This window comes from Amycolatopsis acidiphila, assembly GCF_021391495.1.
GTDB lineage: Bacteria > Actinomycetota > Actinomycetes > Mycobacteriales > Pseudonocardiaceae > Amycolatopsis_E > Amycolatopsis_E acidiphila.
In genome coordinates, this window is sequence record NZ_CP090063.1 from 1,070,465 (window position 1) to 1,093,987 (window position 23,523).

The window sequence follows — 23,523 nt, forward strand, 5'->3', positions numbered from 1 at the left end:
AGGGCGTTTTCCGCTCCTCGCCGCCGGCGTGCTCTGGTGTTATCCGGCGAACGGGTTACACGTCGTAGTACAGCGCGAACTCGTACGGGTGCGGGCGCAACCGCAGCGGGTCGATCTCCGCCTCACGCTTGATCGAGATCCAGGTCTCGATCAGGTCCGAGGTGAACACGCCACCCTCGGTGAGGAAGTCGTGGTCGGCTTCCAGGTTGTCGAGCACGGAGCCCAGGTCGGCCGGGACCTGCTTGACGTCCTTGGCCTCTTCGGGCGGCAGCTCGTAGAGGTCCTTGTCGATCGGGTCGGCCGGCTCGATCTTGTTCTTGATGCCGTCCAGGCCGGCCATCATCATGGCGGCGAAGGCCAGGTACGGGTTGCCCGAGGAGTCGGGGCAACGGAACTCGATGCGCTTGGCCTTGGCGTTGGTGCCCGTGATCGGGATACGCACGCAGGCGGAGCGGTTGCGCTGCGAGTACACCAGGCTGACCGGCGCCTCGAAGCCCGGCACCAGGCGGTGGTAGGAGTTCACCGTCGGGTTGGTGAAGGCCAGCAGGCTCGGGGCGTGAGCCAGGATGCCGCCGATGTAGTGGCGGGCGGTGTCGGACAGGCCGGCGTAACCGGACTCGTCGTAGAACAGCGGCTGGCCGTCCTTCCACAGCGACTGGTGGCAGTGCATGCCCGAACCGTTGTCGCCGAAGAGGGGCTTCGGCATGAAGGTCGCGGTCTTGCCCGCGTCCCACGCCGTGTTCTTCACGATGTACTTGAACAGCTGCAGGTCGTCCGCGGCGTGCAGCAGCGTGTTGAACTTGTAGTTGATCTCGGCCTGGCCCGCGGTGCCCACCTCGTGGTGCGCGCGCTCGAGCACGAAGCCGGAGTTGATCAGTTTCTGGCTGATCTCGTCACGCAGGTCGGCGTAGTGGTCGACCGGCGGGACCGGGAAGTAGCCGCCCTTGAACTTGGTCTTGTAGCCGCGGTTGCCGCCCTCTTCCTCGCGACCGGTGTTCCACCAGCCCTCGATCGAGTCGATCTCGTGGAAGGTGCCGTTCTCCGCGGAGTTGAACCGCACGGAGTCGAAGATGTAGAACTCGGCCTCGGCGCCGAAGAACACGGCGTCCGCGACGCCCGACTCGGCGATGTACTGCTCGGCCTTGCGCGCGATGTTGCGCGGGTCCCGGCTGTACGCCTCGCGAGTGAACGGGTCGTGCACGAAGAAGTTGATCGAGAGCGTCTTCTCCTTGCGGAACGGGTCGATCCGCGCGGTCTCGGGGTCGGGCAGCAGGAGCATGTCCGACTCGTGGATCGACTGGAAGCCACGCACGGAGGAACCGTCGAAGGCCAGGCCCTCGGCGTACGCCTCCTCGTCGAAGGCCTTCGCGGGGACGGTGAAGTGCTGCATGACGCCCGGCAGGTCGCAGAACCTGACATCGACAAACTGCACGTTCTCATCCGCGATGAGACGCTGGATATCTTCTGGAGTAGTGGACACCCTCTGTAACTCCTTCAACTGTATTGCCGGGGGCAGTACTCTCTTCGGCTAACGCTAAAAGCGCGGTGTTGCCCGACCGTCACCCGTATGTTTCGCGGATGTTAACGGGTGGCGCGATTTCGGCCAGTGGACCAGGCAGGACCACGTTTCCGCCAGCGACATACCCTGATGGTGTGGCGAGATGGACAGGCGAGTGGTTGTCGAGCGCTCCTACCGGTCTCGGTGGAGGTGACAGTGAGCCACCACGTTGGCGCGGAGAGCGACTGGGCCTGCCCGAAAGCGGTCCCGGCTCGGTCGCCCGTGGCGGCTCCCGGCTGCTGGCGCTGATCCTCGACCTGGTGCTCGCATCCCTGCTGACCTCGCTGTTCATGCGCCCGGTGTTCGCCGATCCCGCCGTGATGCAGACCTACAACCTGTGGTCCGTGGCGGTATGGGCGGTCATCACGGTGGTCCCGGTCACGTTCTTCGGCTTCACGCCGGGCATGGCCGCGACCGGTATCCGCGTCGCCCGGCTCGACGGCGGGTCGATGGTCGGTGCGTGGCGCGCTCTGGTCCGCGGCGCGCTGACCTTCCTGCTCATCCCGGCCGCGGTCCGTAACGTCGACGGCCGCAGCTGGCTCGACCGGCTGACCGGCACCGTGGTCGTGCGGTTGCGCTGAGATGAAAAAGGGACGCCCCGGCGGCGTCCCTTTTTTCGTTTTCGCGAAGGTCAGCGGCGGCGGATGGTCCGCTGCACGTTGCGCATCTTGGCGCCCTGCGGGATCGGGCCCTTCGGCATCGCGGCGCCCCGGTTACCCAGCGCAGCCAGCTTCGCCTCGAGAGCGGCGACCTGAGGGGGCTTGAGGTTGCGCGGAAGCTTCACCAGTTGCGGCTGCAGGCGGCGCAGCGGCGTCTGGCCCTCGTCGTTGCCGATGATCACCTCGTAGATCGGGGTGTCACCGACCAGCCGCGCGATGCGCTTCTTCTCCTGCGCGACGAGGTTCTTCACCCGGTGCGGGGCACCCTCGCCGACCAGGATGACGCCCGGCGCGCCGAGCACCCGGTGCACCGCGTCGAGCTGCGTGGTGGCGGCCACGGTCTGCGTCACGCGCCAGTTGCCGCGCATGTTGTCCAGCGCCCAGCCTGCCGCGCCCGGCTGCCCGTCGGCCTTCGAGTACACCGTCTTCTGCACGCGGCGGCCGAAGATGATCACGGCCAGCAGTACGCCGAGCACGATGCCGAGGGGAAGCAGGATCCACTGCGCGTTGAAGAAGAACCCGACCCCGAACACGACGCCGGCGACGACGATGACCGAGCCGAGCATCCACGGGATGAGCGCCTTGTCCTCTTTGCGCTGCATCTTGAACGCTTCGAAGATCTGCCCCCGCCGAGCCTTGCCCGCCGCGCGCTTGTCCCGCTTGGCCTGCTTGGCAGCTTCTTTGTCCTGCTTTCCCGCCATATGCACCAGGATACGGCCGGGTGGCCTTCGCGGAATCTGTCGGCCCCCTCTGCGAGGATGCGGGGGTGGTTGACGCAGCTGTTCGAACGAACCGGCCGGGCCTGCTGGACGGGCTCGATCCCGAGCAACGGGCCGCCGCGGTCGCGCCGCGGGGGCCGGTGTGCGTGCTCGCCGGCGCGGGCACGGGTAAGACGCGGACGATCACGCACCGCATCGCGCACCTGATCCGCTCGGGTCACGTCTCGCCGGGGCAGGTGCTGGCGGTCACGTTCACCACCCGTGCGGCGGGGGAGATGCGGACCAGGCTGCGGACGCTCGGCGTCGAGGGGGCGCAGGCGCTGACCTTCCACGCCGCGGCGCGGCGGCAGCTGCGCTACTTCTGGCCGCGCGTGATCGGCGATCGGCCATGGGACCTGCTCGAGGGCAAGCTGCGCCTCGTCGGCCAGGCCGCGAACAAGGTGGGCCTCGGCATCGAGGCGGAGGTCCTGCGCGACCTCGCCAGCGAGATCGAGTGGGCGAAGGCGTCGCTCATCTCGCCCGACGACTACCCGGCCACAGCCGTGCGCGTCCAGCGGGACACCCCCGGAACGCCGCAGCAGGTCGCCGAGGTCTACCGCGCGTACGAGAAGGTGAAGAACTCCGCGCAGGTGCTCGACTTCGACGACCTCCTCCTGCACACGACGGCGGTCCTCGAGGAGCACGGCGAGGTCGCGCGCGAGTTCCGCGACCGGTACCGCTGCTTCATCGTCGACGAGTACCAGGACGTCACCCCGCTGCAACAGCGCCTGCTCGACGCGTGGCTGGGGGGCCGTGACGACCTCACTGTCGTCGGCGACGCCAACCAGACGATCTACTCGTTCGGCGGCGCCTCACCGCGTCCCCTGCTCGAGTTCACCCGCCGCTTTCCGGAGGCGACGGTGGTGCGGCTGGAGCGCGACTACCGGTCGACCCCGCAGGTCGTCGAGCTGGCGAACAAGGTGATCGGCGCGGCGCGCAACCGGCCTGCCGGTTCCCGGCTGCGCCTCATCGGGCAACGCTCGCCCGGGCCGGAGCCGAGGTTCGCCGAGTTCGACGACGAGCCGACCGAGGCCGCCGCGGTCGCCGCGCGCGTCCGTGCCCTGCTCGACGCCGGGGTCGCGGCGAGTGAGATCGCCATCCTGTACCGCATCAACGCGCAGTCGGAGGCCTACGAGCAGGCGCTGTCCGAAGTGGGCATCCCGTATCTGGTCCGCGGTGGGGAGCGGTTCTTCGACCGCCGCGAGATCCGGCAGGCGATGAGTTCGCTGCGCGTCGCGGCGGCGGATCCGCCTCCGACGGAGCTCGTCACGGCGGTCCGCGCCGTGCTCGCCCGCGTCGGCCTGACCGATCAGCCGCCGTCCGGTGGCGCGGCGAAGGAGCGGTGGGACGCGCTGCTGTCCCTGGTCGAGGTGGCCGAGGAGCTGGCGGCGACGGTCGAGGGCGCGGACCTCCCGCGGTACGTGGCAGAGCTGGAGCAGCGGGCGGCGGCGCAGCACCCGCCGACGGTCGAGGGGGTCACGCTGGCGTCGCTGCACGCCGCGAAGGGCCTGGAGTGGGACGCCGTCTTCCTGGTCGGGCTCGCCGAGGGGACCATGCCGATCCTGCACGCGGACGGCGATGACGAGGCGATCGAGGAGGAGCGGCGGCTCTTCTACGTCGGCGTCACGCGGGCTCGCGAGCACCTGTGGCTTTCGTGGGCACTGTCGCGGCATCCGGGCGGGCGGCGGCACCGTCGGCGCAGCAGGTTCCTGTACGGGCTGCTGCCGGAGCACCACCCGGCGGCGCGCGTCCCGCGGTCGCAGTCCGGGAAGAATGGCCCGAAGCCGCGGTGCCGCGTGTGCGGCGGGCCGCTGCTGGAGACGATGGAGATCAAGCTCGGCCGGTGCGGCCGGTGTCCGTCCACACTGGACGAGGATTTGCTCGACCGGCTGAAGGAGTGGCGCATCACCCGGGCGAAGGAGCTCAAGGTGCCGCCGTTCGTGGTGTTCACGGACGCGACCCTCATCGCGATCGCCGAGCAGCAGCCCGCCGACCGGGGAAGCCTGGTGTCGATTTCGGGCATCGGCCCGAGCAAGGTCGAACGCTTCGGCGCCGAAGTCCTGGCGGTGATCAACGCCGAGCGCGGCTGAGACGGGCTCCCGCCCCCTCACCGGTTGACGCGTTGGTGCTCGCTGGCGGCCACGGGTGATTGGCGCCGCGGACCGGGCCGGGGCGGTCGCATCGGCTGCGGACGGTGCGTGGCGCGGGCCGGGACGGTCACATCGGCTGCCAACGGTGGGCCGGTGGGGGCGAGGCGGTCCTCTGGGTTGTCGGCGTTGGGTGGCGTGGCCGGGGGCAGCGGTCGTCTCGGTTGTGGGTGGCGGGAGCGAGGCGGTCCTCTCGGCTGCCGATGGTGGGCCGGTGGGGGCGAGGCTGTCCTCTCGGCTGTCGGCGTTAGGCGGCGAGAGCGATGCGGTTCTTTCGGTTGTCGGTGGTGGGTGGCGGGAGCGAGCGGTCGTCTCGGTTGTCGGTGGTGGGTGGCGGGAGCGAGCGGTCGTCTCGGTTGTCGGTGGTGGGCGGCGAGAGCGAGGCGGTCCTCTGACCGTCGACGGCTGGTTGCCCGCGCGGACCGTGGTCCGATTGGCGAGGCGTGGCCGTCCACCGCGGTTGGCCGCGATCGCCCAGTCCGCTGGTTGTCGATGAGAGCCGACCACCGAGGCCCCCACTTCGTCGGCACCGTAATGATCGACAGGTCTTGCGCAGCAGGCATTGCCGGGCGATCGTGTACTTACGAAGACCGGAATCGAGCGCAGTTGATCACGCCGATCGAACGATCCGCCGGCGCCTTGTTGGCAGCCGCCGGCGGCAGGCGCGGTTGACCGCGTCGGAGGCTCGATCCGTGCGGCAAAACCACCGCCAGAGGCAGATCTTCGTCGATTCGGAGAGTCTTCGGGAAAATGAGTTGCCCCCGTATGGCCAGGGGCAATAGCCTGCACAGGCCGGGTGATGACCACCCGAGGGGAATCCGCCCGTCGCGAAGGCGATGAGCGTTGGACAGCGAGAGGAGGTGCCCGGAAATGGAGATCACCATGATGATCGGTAACCCTGGCACCGCGCTGTCCTGCGCCACTCCGGTGAGCGCCGTCGTCGGCCAGGGTATCGGTCTGCGTTGGGCCAAGGAAAACGTGCTGTCGGCCGGAATCCCGGCCCGCCTCCGCCGCCTTGCCGCCCGTAGCAGCGCCTTCGGTGCCGAGGGCATGCCGACCGCCACCGATCTGCCGACGTACAAGCAGCCGACGATCCACGTTCCGCACCCTCCGCTTGAGCGAAGTCCCTGACGCCCATTCAGGGAATCAGGCTCACGAAGGCCGCGGAACCGTACATCGGATCCGCGGCCTTCGTGTTTTGTGCTGTACCCATCCACAACCGAAAACCGTTACTACACAAAGGAGAACGGGAATGTCATCGGCAATCGCCTTCGCGTCAGAGGGGGCGTTACCCGCCGAGTTCGTCGACCCCAGCACCGTGGGTGTCGGCGATCTGCTCGACGCGGCCGTCTCGCCCGACCTGGACCTGCCCTGCCGGTCCGGGGACGCCGACCTGTGGTTCGCGGAGGCCCCCGCGGACCTCGAGCGGGCCAAGCGCCTGTGTACCGACTGCCCGATCAGGGAGTCGTGCCTGGCCGGTGCGCTCGCCCGGCGGGAGCCGTGGGGCGTCTGGGGTGGCGAGATCTTCGAGCGCGGCGTGGTCGTCGCGCGGAAGCGGCCCAGGGGACGTCCGCGGAAGCACGCCGTCGTCGAGCGGTCCGTGGCGGAGCAGCCCATCGAGCGGCGGAACTCGACCGAGCAGCGGAGCGCTGCCGCGTGAGTGTCCTCCCCCTGACCAGCGAGAAGTCAAACCCAACGGATGTCCGACCGAGCTCGGCACCCGTCATGAACAAGGAGATCACCGAGATGTTGATGTATGAAGAACTGGCGAGAGCACGAATACAGGACCTGCGCCGGGACATCCGCGCGCAACAGGAGCGCGGGCACGCTCGCGCGGCCCGCAGGTGGAACCGGGTGGCGAGCTGGGCTATCCGGCGGGCCCACCGGCACCAGTCCTGACACGGGATCGCGGTGGCACGCCGAGCCAGCAGGCGCGCCACCGCGATGCCGGTGCAGGCCGTCGTAGCACCGGGGCGCGACCGTACGGCCCGGTTCCTGCGCTAGGTCGGGCCGGTGTCGGTGCCCCACGGGGATTGCTTGCCGTGGGTCGTCAGGCGCCGGCCCTCCGCAGGGGTCGCCTGCTGTGGGACCGGGGGCGCGGGAGTGCTGCCCGATTTCCGCGCTGGGTCAGACCGCCGCCGGTGTCCTGCACGGTTACCCGCCGTGGGATCGGAGGCACAGGTGTGCCGCCAGTTCCCCGCGGCGGGTGATCGGCATTGATGCCCCACCGGGGTTACGTGCCGCCGGTCCGCAAGGGTTACCTGCCGTTGCTCAGCTCCCGCCGGTCCCGCAAGGATGACTTGCCGCTGTTCGGTTGGTGTCGGCCCGCAGGGGTTACTTGTCGCCGTTCGGCTGGCGCCGGTCCCGCAAGGGTTACCTGCGGAGCGATCGTTGCGGGAGTGTTCGGCCGGGTTTCCGGTGGAGGCTCGGCCCGGCACCGATACCCGCAGGGGTTACCTGCGATCGAACGGCGCCGGTGCCCGGCAAGGGTTGCCTGCCGTGGGCCGGGCAGCGGGAGTGCGCCCGCTCTCCGATCCGAGGCCACGTCGCATCGGTTTGCCAGTCGCAACCGGACGCAGTCGCGCGTCGCTGCGGTAGCGTGCCGCGCCGGTCTGGTGCAGTGGATGTCCGCCAGGGTGGCGACAGCCGACCGCTCGCGGTAGCCGAAGTCCGTCGATTGTCACTTCAATTTGTGTTGACGCATCACCAATCCTGTCTGAGTGACAAGGGTTGTTCGCCGTAGGGAGACTGCGGCGAACGCCCTTATTGCGTTGTCGGGTCGTGTTGAATGAGGCCATGGCCGCACACGCGCACACGCACGACCACATCGACTGGGCGTCACGGATACCGGACCTGCGTCGAGCCGACGAACTCGACGCGGCTGCCTTCGCCACGATCGCCGCCCGGTTGACGGTCACGCTGTCCCAGGGCGCGACCGTCGTCGACGTCGGCTCTGGTGCCCGTGGGATGAGCGCCGCCTTGGCCGCCGCGCTCGCCACTCGCGGCGGCGGCACTCTCCTGCTCGTCGACGCGGTCCCGGAGCTGCTGACAGTCGCCGCCGAGACGGCGGTCGCCGGTGCTTCGCGCGGGGCCGCCACCGGAGGGGTGGCCCCCGAGGCCGGGCCAGCCGACGCGGATGTCGCAGGCACGCCCCGCTCAGGAGACGTGACAGTCGGCGCAGGGGGAGCCACGACAGTCAGCATCGAAACCGTCCGCGCCGACGTGGCTGCCCGTCCGCTCGGAGATCTTGTCCCATCCGCCGACCTCGTCTGGGCGGCATCGATGATTCACCACCTGCCCGATCAGCAGGCCGGGATCGCCGGTCTCGCCTCGGCGCTCGCGCCCGGGGGCGTGCTGGCCGTGGCCGAGGGTGGGCTCGAAACGCAAACCCTGCCGTGGGACCTCGGTGTCGGCGAGCCAGGTTTCGAACGCCGGCTGATGGCCACCGGCGACGAGTGGTTCGCCGAGATGCGCGCTTCGATCGACGGGGTGGTGCGCATGCCCTACGGCTGGAGCGCTGCCCTCGGCAATGCCGGATTGGCCGACGTCAGCTCGTTCACCGCGCTCATCGACCACCCGGCGCCCGTCACCGCTTCTGTACGCGAGTTCGTGATCGCTCGTCTCGAACGGCTCGTCGAGACCGTCGACGACCGGATCAGGGACGAAGACCGCGACACCGCACGGCGCCTGCTGGACCGGAGCGGTCCCGACTATCTCGGCAACCGCGACGACCTCTACGTGCTCGGCACCCGAACGGTCCACTTCGGACGAAAGCCGTGAACGCGACCTGTTCGCGGTGTGGTGCAACCCGAGAAGCGGAGGAGCAGCCGGCGCTCCTGCTCGCCTGGGTGTCCGAACGCGAACAGGGCACGCTCCGCTGGCTTTGCCCCAGGTGCGCCCGCGAGCACGTTCGCGACATCGAAGGCAAGCTTCCGGCTGAGTACTGGTAGCTGCCATTTCACACCGTCGCCGGGACCGAGCCGAGTGCGCGGACCTTCGGGCGTCTTCGTTTCGCGGCGTTGGCGAAGGCGCTCGTCAGTTCCTGCGCGATCCGTCTGACATGCTCTCGCAGCTGGTCCGGCGAGGTGCGAACCAGGACCACGCCCGCCGCGGCGAGAGCGAGGTGGTTCATCTTCGGGCCGGCGTTCTCCTGGCCGCCGGCTCCGAACTGCCAACCGAGCGCGACTTCGTCCCACCACGCGTCCACCACGCCGATCGGTCGCCCCTGCACGTCGCACACCGTCACGTTCCACACCGGCGGAGGCAACGGGACCGCTTCGAGCAACTCGCGGGCGACGCCCTGTAGGTACGTCTCGCCCATCGAGCCCAGGTTGCGCAGCATCTCGCGAACGGACGCGGTACCGCGCTGGTTACCCGAGTCGAGCTCGGCTCGGAGGTCGTCCGAGGTGCACAACCCGTAGTAGACCGGTAGCGCCAACAGCCGGCGGAGGCGTTCGGGAACCGTCTCGCGGCGGGCGATGTCGATGGTGGCGCGAGCGGGTGGTGCGAACGCGATGTCGTCGTGCCGCAGCGGTTCGGGCAGCCGGGACGTCCGCTCGAGGTGCACGAAATCCTGGGAGTGGATCCGCCGGTGCAGGGGCACGAGGGTGTGCACCTGATGTGGTGGCGCAAGACGGATGCCCTGCGCCCGCAGCGCGTCGATCCCGGTGACGACCGAGCCCTCGCCCCCGTAGGACGCCGCAGCGTGCAGCTTCTGCCGCCGGCTCGGCTCACCGTCGTCGAGCAGGACGACGCCGGGCAGTAGCCGGCGCCAGGGGCCGCCGGCCCGGCACCGTGACGCGATGGCGTGCGGGGTCACGCCGGCGTCGCGCAACCTGGTGGTCGTCACGACGTCGTCCGTTTCGGGCGCGCTCAGAGCTGCCAGCTCGGCGGATGTCAGTCGGGCCATGCCTTAAGCGTGACGCCATATCCGGTATCAGGGAACCCGATCTCGGAAATTGTGGACAACTCCCGTGAGCGAATGGTCGATTCATGCGAAAAGGGAGCGTCCTGTGGACAACTTGTAGCTCAAATGGCGCAGTCCGCAAAGCCCGGCTGCCATCGTTCGACAATCGCGCGAGCCGGGATCTCGGCGTCCAGCTGACAGAGAATTCCGGTCGATCCGGCCGTCACCCGGTGGATCATCAGATATTCCGGCGGCAGGTTCAGCGACCTGCCTACCCGAAAGTCCTGACCTCGGGAATCGCCGACACGCATGGCTTGGCGTTGCATCCATTTCCGGGTGAAATGGAATCGTTCGGTCGCCAACGGCTCGGTGAACGGCGCCAGATAGGCGAGCACGTCCTCCGCTTGTAAATCGCTGTCCGGGCGCACGAAACCGGCAGCGCGAAGCAGATCCATCAGTTCAGTCGAGCGACCGTCCAGTGCGAGCCTCGTCATTTCTCCGAGATGCCGTGGAATCCCATGCGGCAACCGTGCGACGGCGCCGAAATCGATCACGCCGAGCCTGCCGTCGTCGAGCAACAGGAAATTGCCCGGATGCGGATCCGAGTGCAGCAAACCGGCTTTCGCCGGCGAGGCGTAGTGGAATTCGGCGAGCAGTGCACCCACCGAGTCACGGGTCGACTTGTCCCCACCAGCGATGATCTTGGCCAGCGGGGTGCCGTTCATCCACTCGGTCACCAGCGCCTTCGGCGCGCTCGCGACCACTCGCGGGATGCGGACGTGCGTATCGCCCTCGAAGGCCCTCGCGAACGCGCGCTGGTTCTCGGCCTCGCCCCGGTAGTCCAACTCCTCGTCCATCCGGGCCGCCAGTTCGGCGAGCAGGGGTTTCACGTCGGTGCCCGGCACGAGCGCCTGGAACAGCCTGCTGAACCGCTGCAGCTGGCGAAGGTCGCTGCGCAACGCTTCGTCGGCCCCGGGGTACTGGACCTTGACGGCGACCTCGCGCCCGTCGTGCCATACGGCGCGGTGCACCTGCCCGATGCTGGCCGACGCCGTGGGCTCGTCGTCGAAATCCCGGAACCGGTCTCGCCACGAACGCCCCAGCTGCTCGGCGAGGACCCGGTGCGTCTGCTTGCTCGACATCGGCGGCGCGGCCGCCTGGAGCCGGGTCAGCGCGTCCCGGTACGGGGCGGCCATCTCGTCGGGGACCGCCGCTTCGAACACGCTCAGCGCCTGGCCGAACTTCATCGCGCCGCCCTTGAGCGAGCCCAGCACCTCGAACAGCTGCTCGGCGGCCTTGGCCGACAACGTCGCGTTGACCTCCTCGGCGCTCTGCCCGGTCAGCCTGCGACCCCAGCCGCCGACGGCCCGTCCGGCGATACCGAGGGGAAGACTGGCCAGCTTCGCTGTCCTCGCCGCGGTCCGGCGCGGGATGCCGGAGCCGTCTTGGTCGTCACGATCGCGGAAGTCGGTCACCTGGACGATTCTGCCTTGCGGATGATCCCCCGTGCAGCCTCCAGTGGGCGTACCTGGTCACGCCGGCAGCGGTCGGGCCCCACATCCGCAGGCCGGGTTCGGTGGCCAGGGGCGATGCTCGACAGTGCCTCCGAAGGTATCGATCTCGATCGTGGTGTTCCATGCCGGCGGCGGCCCGTTGCCGTGGTCGAGGGCTCGGAGGATCTGCCCGACGGCCATCCCGGCGGTGGTCTGCACACTGCACAGGTCGGCCCGCTGGCTGCGGCCCGCGAGCTGGCCCGCCACCATCGGCCACCGCGAGTCCATGGCCTTGCGGTGCAGATCGGCACAGCTCAGGCACGTGCTGCGGCCGGGATAGACGAGCGGGCCGACGATGCCCACCCCTTCGCGGACGCGCACGGGCAGGTGCGGCACACCCTCCTGCAGGAGGAGCAGCACGAGTTCGGGGGCGGGCACGATCGAGTCGGCGAGCACGACGAGCTCCGGCTGCCGATCGCCGCGCAGCCGTGTGTGCTTGACGGCCGGGTTCGCTCGCTGGATGGCTTCGCTCGCGGCTGCCCGGCGTTGTCTGCCGATGTCGGAGTCGAGGTAGCCGCTGCCGGTGTCCTTGTCGCTCACGACTCCCTCGGCCTCGACCTGGACGTGCCCGACACCGGAGGCGGCAAGGAGGGTGGCGATGGCGATCGTCAGGCGTCCGGTGCCGTGCAGGACGACGGCGCTGTGGGCGCGCCGGGTGAAGCTGTCGGCGCCGGACTGGCGGGCTCGCAACGACCAGAGGCCGACTTCGCCCGCGGTGCGGCCGTGGCCGGCAGGCGCCCACGCCTCTTCGACCAGGCCGAGCTCTGTCAGCTTGGTGAGCAGTTCGCGCAGGTAGTCGGTGTTCTCGGCGTCCGCCAGCGCGAGCAGTTCGTCGGTCCGCAGGCGTCCGTCGAGGCGGTGCAGGGCCCGGACGAGGTCAGGACTCAGCTCCTTCGCCACCATCGCGTGGCGTGGGTCCAGACCGATCTGGACCTCGCCCGGACGGCGGTCGAACACCTCCAGACCTGGTCTCAGACGTGGTCTCTTGGGTAGACGGGTTCCCGTCTTGCGGGTCAGTTGCTCGGTCATGACACATACGGTGACAACTCGACTACGAAACCGCCAGCTGAACACAGAAGTTATCCACAGGAGAAATTCGATGTGGATAACCCGGCTGGTCTGGCCGAGAACACTCCCGAGTTGTCGGTGGCTGCCCTTACCTTGGACGAGTGGCGAACGCACGGGTGCCCTCGCTGAGGGGACGGGACAAAACCGAGCAGGTGGAAAGCCCGCAGCAGAAAGTCGAAGTCAGGCGAAGCGCGCGGCGGCGGAGCACGGTCTCCGCGTACCGCGACGGAGACACGTTGGTCGTGCTCATCCCGGCCGGGATGAGCCGCGCGGAGGAGAAGCACTGGGTCGCGGAGATGGGGCGCAAGCTGCAGCGCACCGAGTCGCGGCGAGCGTCGCCGGCGCGAGAGTCGGATGCGGCGTTGCTGGCGCGCTGCGTGCAGCTGTCGGCGCGCTACCTGGACCGGAGCGCGCTGCCGGCGACAGTGCGCTGGGTGCCGCCCATGCGCACGCGATGGGCGTCCTGCACGCCGACCGACGCGTCGATACGAGTTAGTGAACGGTTGCGGCACGTGCCGTCCTGGGTGCTGGACTACGTGCTCGTGCACGAGCTCGCGCATCTGCGCGTGCCCGGGCACGACGCGGAGTTCTGGGCCCTGGTGCGGCGCTACCCCAAGACGGAACGCGCGATGGGGTATCTGGAGGGTCTGTCAGCCGCGGCGGGCTGGGGGATCAGTGAGTTGGACACGGAGGAGTGAAGCAATGGCCGATGGGGAGGTGTTTTGGGGAGCGAAGACGGCCGCGGGCGTGGGGCAGTGTCGGTCGGGTTCGTGACCGCGAGCCTGGGTCCTGCACCGTTGCCGGTGCGATGACGGGCAGGGTGATGCCGGTCCTGCGGGGTGAGCGTGGGCGTGTGCTTTTGCTGCTGGCCGGAGCCGTCCGTCGGTTGCTGGACGTAGGCGAGGTGAGGTGTCAGCCGCGGCACGCGCTGCTCGACCGCATGGGTGTGTCGCCTGCCGGGCGTGTGTGGCGGTAGGTGGACCACCGGGTTAGCAGGGCCGGTATCTGTGGTGGGATCCGTACGCCCACAGGTGTGGGGCGAGCGGTGCGCACCTACCCGGTGCGTAAAGGTCGTGGCATCTGCCTGTTGAGCAAGGTGCGGCATCTGCCTGGTCAGCAAGGTGCGGCATTTGCCTGTTCAGCAAGGCGCGGGACGTGCCGGTCGAGGAGGGTGCACGGCATCTGCCGGGCGAGCAGGACGGGTGCGCCGACGCCGCGTAGCGCTGCGGTGTGTCCCGTGCCGGCGTGGGTGGTGCGGTGCGCGACCTGCGTGCGCAGGGCAGTGTGTCCACCGCCGGGCGGGCAGGCCCATGGACTAACCACCGTGGCGCTGCGGCGTGTCGCGTGTCGGCGTGTGGCGGGGGTGCGCGACCTGCCTTGCCCAGGGCGGTACACGTCGCCTGCCGCAGGTGGGCAAGGCGCGCGCCGCCTGGCCGGTCAGGAGCGGCGGTGCCGCCACTCCTGACCGCGCGAGGTCAGCTGGACTCGCCGTCCTCACCCTTGTCGGAATCCGCACCCTTGCCGGGGTCGGCGTCCGGCGCCGGGTCGGACTTGTCGGCGGCCTTCTTGTCCTCGGCCTCCTGGGTGCGCTCCAGCTCGGCCATGGGGTCCAGGTCGTCGATGCCCGACTGGCCACCGAGGCGTTCGCTGAACTCCATCGGGTCGTCGAGGTCCTCGGCGTTCGGCATCAGGTCCGGGTGCGACCACAGGCCGTCGCGCTTCTCGGTACCGTGCTGGTCGCCGACCAGCTTCCACAGCGCGGACGCGGCCCGCATCCGGCGCGGACGCAGCTCGAGGCCGACCAGCGTCGCGAACGTCTGCTCCGCCGGGCCACCCGTCGCGCGGCGGCGGCGCAGCGTCTCGCGCAGGGCGCTCGCGCCCGGCAGCCGGTCACCGACAGCTTCGGCCACCACGACGTCGACCCAGCCCTCGACCAGGGCGAGCAGCGTCTCGAGCCGGCTGAGGGCCGCCTGCTGTTCGGGCGTCGTCTTAGGTTCGAGCAGACCTGAGGACATGGCCTCTTCGATGCTCGCCGGGTTGCTCGGGTCCACCTGCCCGGCCAGCTGCTCGAGCGCGGAGGTGTCCACCTTGATGCCGCGCGCGAACTCTTCGACAGTCGCCAGGAGGCGCTGCCGCAGCCACGGCACGTGAGTGAACAGTCGCTGGTGCGCGGCCTCCCGCGCGGCGAGGAACACGAGCACCTCGCTGTTGGGCAGCTCGAGCCCCTCGGTGAACTTCTCGATGTTCGCTGGTAGGAGAGCGGAAGTGGCGTCTGGACCCAGCGGAAGCCCCACCTCGGTCGACGTCAGCACCTCCGACGCCAGCTGCGCGAGCGCGTTGCCCAGCTGCGAGCCGAACGCCATGCCGCCCATCTGACCGACCATCTGCAGCAACGGTCCCGCCGCCTGCTTGGCCTCGTCCGGCAACGCCTCGACCCAGGCGCCGGACACCTGCTGCGCCACCGGGTCGCACAACCGCTGCCACGTCGGCAGTGTCTTCTGCACCCAGTCGCGCGCGGACCAGGCGACGGTCACATTGGCGCCCGCGGGCAGGATCGTCGCCGCGTCCAGCCACAGTTCCGCCAGGTGAGCGGCGTCGCGCACAGCCGTGTCCGAGTCACCGCTCGCCGCGAAACCGATCTGACCGCCGGCGGACCCGCTCAGCTTCTGCAGCGCGATCTGCTTGGCGAGGTCGTAGTTGACAGGCCCCGATGAACTCCCCGCCTGGCTGAGCATCTGGCCCAGCTGGCTGAGCATCTGGCCCAACTGGTTGAAGGCCTCGGCGCCGGACTGGCCGCCGCCTTCCGGCTCGTTTTCACCACGCTTGTCGGGATCGTTGGGCCCGAAGCCGAACGGGAGATTGCTCATATCCTCACCGTACGCGGCCGCGCCCGCGTATACCTCAACAGCCGGGTGCCCGATCCGGGCCCGGCAAGGGCTGGTGATCCAGAGCTTAGACCGGTCACCGTACGCTGTCTCGCGTGAGCGAGTCCCGTGAGGAAACCACAGGTCGAGGTGCAGCCCCGGCCAGCCCGGCGGACCCGGCGGCCGGCGAGGGCAAGAGCGCGAAACACGCACGGCGCACGCCACCCCCGAGCGGGGGCAAACGGCTCACCAGACGAGGCTGGACGGTCCTGCTGAGCGCGCTCCTCGTGATCGCGTTCGGGCTCACCGGCGCCTTCGTGCGCGTGCCCTATGTCGCCATCGGCCCCGGCCCCACCTACGACACGCTCGGTCAGGCCGGCGGGGCCCCGGTCATCCAGATCAGCGGTCGGCAGACCTACCCGACGGCGGGCGAGCTGCGCATGACGACGGTGTCGCTCAACGACCAGATCACCCTGTTCGGCGCGCTCGGCCTGTGGGCCAGCGGCCGCTACGCGCTCGCGCCCCGCGAGGAGTACTTCAAGCCGGGGGAGAGCGACGAGCAGGTCCAGCAGGAGAACGTCCAGGAGTTCCAGGACTCGCAGAGCAACGCCGAGGTCGCCGCTCTGCGGCACCTGGGCTTCCCGATCAAGGTGCTCGCGCAGGAGGTCGTCGGCGGGAGCCCGGCCGACAAGGTGCTCGCCGCCGGCGACCGGCTGCTGAACGTCAACGGCAAGCAGATCACGCAGGAGGACGACGTCCGCACCGCGCTGGCCGGCACCAAGGCCGGTCAGACCATCTCGATCACCTTCCAGCACGGCACGGACGCGCCCCGCACGAGCACGCTCACGCTCGCCGCGAACCCCGACTCGACGCAGCCGCAGGGCTTCATGGGCCTGCAGCCGATCGACCGGGCGGACGTGCCGTTCGACGTCAAGGTGTCGCTCCAGGACGTCGGCGGTCCGTCGGCAGGACTGATGTTCGCGCTGGCGATCGTCGACCGGCTGACCCCGGGCGAGATGGTGGCCGGGGAGCACATCGCCGGCACCGGGGAGATCGACGAGAAGGGCAACGTCGGACCGATCGGCGGCATCTCGTTCAAGGTCGTCGGCGCCCGCGAGGCCGGGGCAACGGTGTTCCTCACGCCCGAGCAGAACTGCGCCGAGGCGGCCGCGGCCGTTCCCAATGGGCTGAAGCTCGTGAAGGTGACCACTCTGGACTCGGCGCTGACCGCGCTCGACGACCTCAAGGCCGGCCGCCCGACGCCTTCCTGCTGAGAGCGAACACCGAGGTGGCTTTTCGGGTGGTGACCTGAGGGGCCGCTGGGGCCCTGGCTGCTGGGGTCGTGCCGGACCGCACCCGCCGGCGAGCTGACGGGAGCCTCGAAGCAGGCTCGTGACCGGGCCGGAACCCGAGGGCGGAGCCCGCTGCGCGCGTGGCCGCGATTGAGGCGCGAGCTGCGACGGAGCCTGGCGCCTGAGGTGATGTGGGCAGGAACCCCGGCGCTCGGGCCGAAGGTGGGGCGGCGGGCCTGGTGGCCAGGTGGGGCGGGAAGGCGGGTGGCCAAGGCCGGGGGCGGGCCGCGAACCCGCAGCCTCGGCTGGACACGGGCCGCAAAAGCCCGCGGCCTCGGTCGGACACGGCCCGCCAAAGCCCGTGGCGTCGGCCGGACACAGCTCGCAAAAGCCCGCAGTCTCGGTCGGACACGGGCTGCGAAAGCCTGTGTTCTCGGCTGGACACAGCCCGCGGCACCCGCAGCCCCGGCTAGATACAGTCCGCAAAGGCCCGCAGCCCCGGCTGGACACAGCCAGCAAAGTCCGTGGCCTCGGCTGGACACGGCCCGCGAAAGCCCGCGGCCCCGGCTGGACGCAGCTCGCAAAAGCCCGCGGCCCCGGCCGGACACAGCCCGCGGCACCCGCAGCCCCAGCCGGACACGGGCCGCGAAACTCCCCGCCAGAAGCGGGGGCATCAACCCCGCCCTGGCGGCAGGGCCTCAGGGGACCAGCGTCGCGCGGAGGGCTTCCACCAGGTTGGGGGCCAGGTCCGGGTGCTCGATCACCTCGTCGACCGCCTCACCGTCTTCGCCCTCGGGGGCGACCGCGTAGCCCCGCAGGCGCATCACGCACGCCGCGGGGCCGTCGCGCAGGACGGCGGCCACCAGGCGCGCCTCCGTGCGGTCCGGGTGGTCCGCGGCCGCCTGGCGCAGGCGCTCCGCGTCCGCCGACTCGTCGTCCGGCAGCTCCGCCTCCGCGCTCGGCGGCAGCACGATGATCTCCTGCGCCACGGCACACCCGACGACCACCTCCGGCCACGCGATGCGCCCCAGCGCCTCGGCCAGGTCGCCTTCGGGCAACTCTTCCTGCGCGACGGGCGTGAGCGGGCTCGCGGCATCCAGCTGACCGGCCAGGTCCGGCTCCTGCTGCAGCAGCTCCTCGGTCCGCACCAGCGCGAACAGCTGGGTCGGCTGGTCCCAGCCCGCCGAAGCCACGAACTCCTCCACCTCACGGGCCACCGCCGCCACGCCGGAGGTCTGATTCTCAGGTGTCGCCATTCGGTCATCGTGTCAGGTTGCGCCCGCCGGGGACCTGCGGGTGTCCGATTTGGGGCGGGTGGGGAACCAGGAGCGCCCTCCGTAGAGTTAGGTGACCAGGGGTAGCGTGCGATTTCGCCGCCCCGGACCGAACTCGCGACAACAGGAGCGTGTGCAGTGGCCAACCGGCCCCCTGTGAGCCTGCCGAAGCTGTCCCGCCGCAGCCGGATCCTGCTCATCATCGCCGCCGTGATCGTCCTGGCGCTGCTCCTCGGCGCGAGACTCCTGGACACCTATGTCAACTGGCTGTGGTTCGGCGAGGTGCACGCCCGCGAGGTGTTCAACACCGTGGTCCTCACCCGGGTCGTGTTGTTCTTCGCGATCGGGCTGCTGGTCGGCGGCAGCCTCGCGATCAGCCTGTGGATCGCCTACCGCACGCGCCCCGTGTTCGTCCCCATCTCCGGCGCCGACGACCCGCTCTCGCGCTACCGCTCGGCGATCGTCGGGCGCATCCGGTTGTTCGGCATCGGCATCCCGGTCATCACCGGGCTCATCGCGGGCGCCACCGGCGAGGGCGACTGGCAGCGGGTGCAGCTGTTCCTGCACGCCACCAGCTTCGGCCAGACCGACCCCGAGTTCGGCAACGACATCGGCTTCTACGCCTTCAGCCTGCCCTTCTACCAGTGGCTCATCGGCTGGCTGTTCGTCGCCATCACGCTCTCCTTCATCGGTGCGCTCATCGCGCACTACCTGTTCGGCGGAATCCGGCTGGCGGGCCGGGGCGGGCAGCTCGCGGCGGCGGCACGGGTCCAGCTGGCCACAACGGCGGGGTTGTTCGTGCTGCTCAAGGCGGTCGAGTACTTCTTCGACCGGTACAACCTGCTGTTCTCCGATCGCAATGCGCCCCTGTTCTATGGCGCCTCCTACACCGACCTCAACGCGGTCCTGCCGGCGAAGCTGATCCTGCTGTGCATCTCGGCGATCTGCGCCCTGGCGTTCTTCGCGGGCGCCTTCCTGCGCAACATCCAGCTGCCGGCGATCGCGCTCGTCCTGCTCATCCTGTCCGGCGTGCTGGTCGGCGCGGCCTGGCCCGCGATCCTCGAGCAGTTCTCGGTCAAGCCCAACGCCAACCAGAAGGAAGCGCTTCCCATCAGCCGCAACATGACGGCCACAAAGGACGCTTTCGGCCTCAACAACGTGCAGTACGAGGACTACGGCGGCAACGGGCAGGCCACCGCGGCGCAGATCAGCGACGACACCACGACGGTGCCCAACATCCGGCTGCTCGACCCGAACGTCCTCGCGCCCACCTTCACCCAGCGCGTCGGCCGCGAGAACTTCTACGGCTTCCCCGCGAAACTGGACATCGACCGTTACGACATCAACGGCAAGACCCAGGACTACATCGTCGCCGCGCGCGAGATCAACACCGCGAACCTCACCGGGAACCAGACCAACTGGATCAACAAGCACATGGTCTACACCCATGGCAACGGGTTCGTCGCCGCGCCTGCCAACACGATCGACCGCGCGGTCTCCAGCGCCAACAGCGACGGTGGCTACCCGATCGCGGCCACCAGCGACACCCAGAACCCGACCGGCAAGGGGCTCGACCCCAACAACCCCGCCGCGCCCGGCATCGAGGTCAGCCAGCCGCGCATCTACTACGGCGAACTGACCAACGACTACGCGATCGTCGGCGGCCAGGCGGGCAGGGCGCCCGGCGAGTACGACAGCGCCGCCAGCAGCGACTACCGCTACGACGGCACCGGCGGCGTGCCGATCGACAACTGGTTCAACCGGCTCGCCTTCGCCGCCAAGTACGGCGAACGCAACATCCTGTTCTCCGACGCCATCAGCGACGGCTCGAAGATCATGTACAACCGGGACCCGCGCCAGCGCGTGCAGAACGTCGCGCCGTGGCTTACGGTCGACGGCGACCCCTACCCGGCCGTCGTGGACGGGCGGATCCAGTGGATCGTCGACGGCTACACGACCCTGAACAACTACCCGTACTCGCAGCAGACGCAGCTCGGTGAGGCCACCGAGGACTCGCTCAGCGGTGTCGCGCGGCAGGCCAACAACAACATCAACTACATCCGCAACTCGGTGAAGGCCACCGTCGACGCGTTCGACGGCACCGTCACGCTGTACTCGGTCGACGACAAGGACCCGGTGCTCAAGGCCTGGGAGAGCGTCTTCCCCGGCACCGTCAAGCCCAGCTCCGACATCAGCCCGGACCTGCGCGCGCACTTCCGCTACCCCGAGGACCTGTTCAAGGTGCAGCGCGAGCTGCTGGCGAAGTACCACGTCGACGACCCGCAGGAGTTCTACACCACGAACACCTTCTGGAACGTGCCGCAGGACCCGACCCAGGAAGGCGGCACGAACCTCGACGCGTCCGGCCTGGCCAACCAGCCCGGCTACTACGTGCTCGCCGAGGCGCCGGGGGAGGGCAGTCCGACCTTCCAGCTCACGAGCTCGCTGACCGCGCTGCAACGGCAGTACCTCGCGGCCTGGATGTCCGTCTCCAGCGATCCGAAGGACTACGGCACGATCAGGGTCCTGCGACTACCCACGACCGCGGCGGGCAACAGCCAGGTCGACGGTCCGGTCCAGGTGCAGAACAAGTTCCAGAGCGACTCGCGCTTCGCTCAGGAGAGAACCCTGTTCAGCAACCAGAGCGTCACCGTCATCTTCGGCAACCTGATCACGCTGCCGCTCGAAGGCGGGTTCCTCTACGTCGAACCCGTCTACATCCAGCAACGCAACCAGAACAGCTATCCACAGCTGGCCAGGGTGCTGGTGGCCTACGGGTCCAAGGTCGGCTTCGCCTCGACACTCGGGGACGCGCTGAAGCAGGTGTTCGGCGATGGCGCCAACCAGCAGGCGACGTCACCGACCCAGCCCACCACGCCCACCACGGCGCCACCACCGTCGCCGAGCACGAACCCCTCGGCGCCACCGGCCGCCGGCAACAGCGGCAACCCAGCGCTCGACAAGGCGGTCACCGACATCACGACCGCGCTCGACCAGCTCCGCTCCGCCCAGCAGAGCGGTAACTTCGCCGCGCAGGGTGCGGCGCTGGCGGCGCTCGACGCGGCCACCCGCGAGTACGACGCCGCGAAGGGGACGACACCCACCACGACCACGACGGCACCCCCACCGGGAGGCTGACGGACCCCCGCTGCACCTCCCCGCAACCAGGGCGTAGACTCGTATTCACAACGCGGGGTGGAGCAGCTCGGTAGCTCGCTGGGCTCATAACCCAGAGGTCGCAGGTTCAAATCCTGTCCCCGCTACAGAGGTCGGAGGCCCGTGTCTGCGGAAAGCGCAGACCGGGCCTCCTTCGCATTGCCCTGGGGGTCGGACCCCCAGACCCCCGGCAGGGAGGCTCCGCCCCCTGCACCCCCGGTGGGGCTCCGCCCCTTGCCCCCCGTGCGCGGTGCGGGTTGGGGGATTGGTGCGAGTTGGGTGGGTGGGCGGGGGTGGTTTCCCAAGTGGACAAAAAATGGGGGGCGGGGGGTGTCGGGAGTGGTAGGGGGCGTGGGTGTATAGTTGTTTTTGCAACGCGGGGTGGAGCAGTTCGGTAGCTCGCTGGGCTCATAACCCAGAGGTCGCAGGTTCAAATCCTGTCCCCGCTACCACAGAGGAAGGCCCGGTCCAGGTGGACCGGGCCTTTTTCGTGCGGGTGGCCCACCGCAGGTTGGGCCGGATGGCGCATTTCAGTGACCATTGTGGACTGAGCTGGTGGCCACTGTGGACAGAACGTCGGAAAAGTGGGACGGTAATGGGGTGTCTGAACTGAATGCGACAGCAGCGGCGTTGCTTGGTCTGCTCCAGGACGGTCCGGCGACCGGGGGACAGTTGGTCGCGAGCGCTGAGGAGCGCTTCGGCGCCTTCTTCAGCGTCACCCGCAGCCAGGTCTACCGGGAACTGCCCGCGCTCGCCAAGGAAGGGCTCGTCCGGCTCGGCAAGCAGGGACCCCGCTCCAGCCAGCAGTACGCCATCACCGCCGCGGGCAAGAAGGCCTTCAAGGCCTGGCTCGGCTCCGACGCCGGTCCCGATCACTTGCGCAGTCCGCTGATCCTCCGGCTCGTGCATGCCGGATCGCTCACCGCGAAGCAGCGGGCCACGCTGATCGAGTCCGCCCGGACCGCCTACAGCCAGGAGCTCGACGAGGCGAGGGCCGCGGTCAAGGCCGCCAACGACCCGTACGTCAAGGCGGTGGCGGAGTTCGGCCAGGCGCACGCCAGGGCCGCGCTCAAGCTGGTGGACGCGATCCCGCAGTCCTGAACAGGGCACGGCGCGCCACGGCCGGTTCGCCCGTAACCGGCCGTGGCCCTTGCCGTAGCCTTGAGGGTTGTGAGTGCTGAGTTCGAAACCGACCTGAAAGACCTCGCCGGCAAGCTGGCGCAGGTCGAGGCCGTCATGGACCTGGACGCCCTGCGGGCACAGGTCGCCGACCTGGAGAAGCAGGCCTCCGCGCCCAACCTCTGGGACGATCCGGAGGCGGCCCAGAAGGTCACCAGCCAGCTCTCCCATCGGCAGACCGAGCTGCGCCGCGTCACCGAGCTGCGCCAGCGTCTCGACGACCTCGGCGTCCTCTGGGAGCTCGCCGAGGCCGAGGGCGACGCCGCGAGCCGCACCGAGTCCGAGGCCGAGCTGACCCAGCTCGGCAAGGACATCGACGCCCTCGAGGTCCGCACGCTGCTCTCCGGCGAGTACGACGACCGCAACGCCGTCGTCACCATCCGCTCCGAGGCCGGCGGCGTCGACGCGGCCGACTGGGCCGAGATGCTCATGCGGATGTACCTGCGCTGGGCCGAGCGCCATGGCTACCCCACCGACGTCTACGACATCTCCTACGCCGAAGAGGCCGGCATCAAGTCGGCGACCTTCAAGGTGAGTGCCCCGTACGTCTACGGCACGCTCTCGGTCGAGCAGGGCACGCACCGGCTGGTGCGGATCTCGCCGTTCGACAACCAGAGCCGCCGCCAGACGTCGTTCGCGCACGTCGAGGTCCTGCCCGAGGTCGAAGAGGTCGACCACGTCGACATCCCCGAGAAGGACATCCGCGTCGACGTGTACCGCTCGTCAGGCCCCGGTGGGCAGAGCGTGAACACCACCGACTCGGCGGTGCGCATCACCCACCTGCCGTCCGGCATCGTCGTGTCCTGCCAGAACGAGAAGTCGCAGCTGCAGAACAAGGCGGCCGCGATGAAGGTCCTGCAGGCCAAGCTGCTGCAGCGCAAGAAGGAGGAGGAGCGCGCCGAGCTCGACGCGCTCAAGGACGGCGGCTCCAGCTGGGGCAACCAGATGCGCTCCTACGTGCTGCACCCGTACCAGATGGTCAAGGACCTGCGCACGGAGTACGAGGTCGGCAACCCGACGGCGGTGCTCGACGGCGAGATCGACGGGTTCCTCGAAGCCGGCATCCGCTGGCGCAAGCAGGCCACCGTCGGCTAGCGGATCACTCCTGG

General features: G+C 69.4%; 17 protein-coding genes and 2 tRNA genes. 12 read left to right on the forward strand and 7 right to left on the reverse strand.

Annotation, left to right across the window (positions count from 1 at the left end; translation table 11 throughout):
- Positions 1–55 precede the first annotated feature (55 nt).
- Positions 56–1,480: a type I glutamate--ammonia ligase gene (gene glnA, locus LWP59_RS05260; protein ID WP_144644821.1), complete on the reverse strand. Its 1,425-nt coding sequence runs from the start codon at positions 1,478–1,480 to the stop codon at positions 56–58.
- Between the two features lie 173 nt (positions 1,481–1,653).
- On the opposite strand from glnA, the gene LWP59_RS05265 reads away from it, so the two are divergent.
- Positions 1,654–2,139 (forward strand): RDD family protein, encoded by a 486-nt coding sequence (locus LWP59_RS05265; RefSeq protein ID WP_144644818.1) that lies wholly within the window; start codon positions 1,654–1,656, stop codon positions 2,137–2,139.
- 50 nt (positions 2,140–2,189) lie between these two features.
- On the opposite strand, the gene LWP59_RS05270 is transcribed toward LWP59_RS05265, so the two are convergent.
- Positions 2,190–2,918, reverse strand: a complete 729-nt coding sequence (locus LWP59_RS05270) for a DUF4191 domain-containing protein (RefSeq protein WP_144644815.1) — start codon at positions 2,916–2,918, stop codon at positions 2,190–2,192.
- 65 nt (positions 2,919–2,983) lie between these two features.
- On the opposite strand from LWP59_RS05270, the gene LWP59_RS05275 reads away from it, so the two are divergent.
- The 4 genes from LWP59_RS05275 (at position 2,984) to LWP59_RS05290 (ending at position 8,902) form a co-directional block, all read left to right on the forward strand.
- A complete protein-coding gene (locus LWP59_RS05275) occupies positions 2,984–5,065 on the forward strand; it encodes an ATP-dependent DNA helicase UvrD2 (RefSeq protein WP_144644812.1) in 2,082 nt (693 codons plus the stop codon).
- A gap of 927 nt (positions 5,066–5,992) precedes the next feature.
- Positions 5,993–6,253 carry a hypothetical protein gene (locus tag LWP59_RS05280; protein WP_144644809.1) on the forward strand — a complete coding sequence of 87 codons (261 nt, stop codon included), beginning with the start codon at positions 5,993–5,995 and terminating at the stop codon, positions 6,251–6,253.
- A gap of 121 nt (positions 6,254–6,374) precedes the next feature.
- A complete protein-coding gene (locus tag LWP59_RS05285) occupies positions 6,375–6,782 on the forward strand; it encodes a WhiB family transcriptional regulator (protein WP_144644806.1) in 408 nt (135 codons plus the stop codon).
- Between the two features lie 1,070 nt (positions 6,783–7,852).
- Positions 7,853–8,902, forward strand: a complete 1,050-nt coding sequence (locus LWP59_RS05290) for a class I SAM-dependent methyltransferase (RefSeq protein WP_308431769.1) — start codon at positions 7,853–7,855, stop codon at positions 8,900–8,902.
- 178 nt (positions 8,903–9,080) lie between these two features.
- Here LWP59_RS05290 and LWP59_RS05295 read toward each other — a convergent pair whose 3' ends face one another.
- From LWP59_RS05295 to LWP59_RS05305, 3 genes are all read right to left on the reverse strand, one after another.
- Positions 9,081–10,031: a hypothetical protein gene (locus LWP59_RS05295; protein WP_144644803.1), complete on the reverse strand. Its 951-nt coding sequence runs from the start codon at positions 10,029–10,031 to the stop codon at positions 9,081–9,083.
- A gap of 119 nt (positions 10,032–10,150) precedes the next feature.
- Complete coding sequence (locus LWP59_RS05300) at positions 10,151–11,503, reverse strand: ABC1 kinase family protein (protein ID WP_144644800.1); 1,353 nt, start codon at positions 11,501–11,503, stop codon at positions 10,151–10,153.
- A gap of 57 nt (positions 11,504–11,560) precedes the next feature.
- Entirely contained in the window at positions 11,561–12,610 is a 1,050-nt protein-coding gene (locus LWP59_RS05305) for a ThiF family adenylyltransferase (RefSeq protein WP_144644797.1), read from the reverse strand.
- Positions 12,611–12,774: 164 nt separating this feature from the next.
- On the opposite strand from LWP59_RS05305, the gene LWP59_RS05310 reads away from it, so the two are divergent.
- Entirely contained in the window at positions 12,775–13,347 is a 573-nt protein-coding gene (locus LWP59_RS05310; protein ID WP_144644830.1) for a M48 family metallopeptidase, read from the forward strand.
- 777 nt (positions 13,348–14,124) lie between these two features.
- Here the strand turns inward: LWP59_RS05310 and LWP59_RS05315 are convergent.
- Positions 14,125–15,516 (reverse strand): zinc-dependent metalloprotease, encoded by a 1,392-nt coding sequence (locus tag LWP59_RS05315; protein ID WP_186383589.1) that lies wholly within the window; start codon positions 15,514–15,516, stop codon positions 14,125–14,127.
- Between the two features lie 113 nt (positions 15,517–15,629).
- On the opposite strand from LWP59_RS05315, the gene LWP59_RS05320 reads away from it, so the two are divergent.
- Positions 15,630–16,787 (forward strand): YlbL family protein, encoded by a 1,158-nt coding sequence (locus tag LWP59_RS05320; protein WP_144644794.1) that lies wholly within the window; start codon positions 15,630–15,632, stop codon positions 16,785–16,787.
- 716 nt (positions 16,788–17,503) lie between these two features.
- On the opposite strand, the gene LWP59_RS05325 is transcribed toward LWP59_RS05320, so the two are convergent.
- Entirely contained in the window at positions 17,504–18,061 is a 558-nt protein-coding gene (locus LWP59_RS05325; protein WP_144646315.1) for a PPA1309 family protein, read from the reverse strand.
- Positions 18,062–18,235: 174 nt separating this feature from the next.
- Between LWP59_RS05325 and LWP59_RS05330 the strand changes: the two genes are divergently transcribed.
- The 5 genes from LWP59_RS05330 to prfB all read left to right on the forward strand — a co-directional run bounded on the left by LWP59_RS05330 (position 18,236) and on the right by prfB (position 23,509).
- On the forward strand, positions 18,236–21,217 hold the full coding sequence (locus LWP59_RS05330; protein WP_191334856.1) for a UPF0182 family protein: 2,982 nt from the start codon (positions 18,236–18,238) through the stop codon (positions 21,215–21,217).
- 51 nt (positions 21,218–21,268) lie between these two features.
- Positions 21,269–21,342 (forward strand) — tRNA-Met (locus tag LWP59_RS05335).
- Between the two features lie 268 nt (positions 21,343–21,610).
- Positions 21,611–21,687, forward strand: a tRNA-Met gene (locus tag LWP59_RS05340).
- 148 nt (positions 21,688–21,835) lie between these two features.
- Positions 21,836–22,336: a PadR family transcriptional regulator gene (locus LWP59_RS05345; protein ID WP_144645987.1), complete on the forward strand. Its 501-nt coding sequence runs from the start codon at positions 21,836–21,838 to the stop codon at positions 22,334–22,336.
- Between the two features lie 69 nt (positions 22,337–22,405).
- Positions 22,406–23,509, forward strand: coding sequence for a peptide chain release factor 2 (gene prfB / locus LWP59_RS05350; protein ID WP_144645985.1), 1,104 nt, complete (start codon positions 22,406–22,408; stop codon positions 23,507–23,509).
- Positions 23,510–23,523 lie beyond the last annotated feature (14 nt).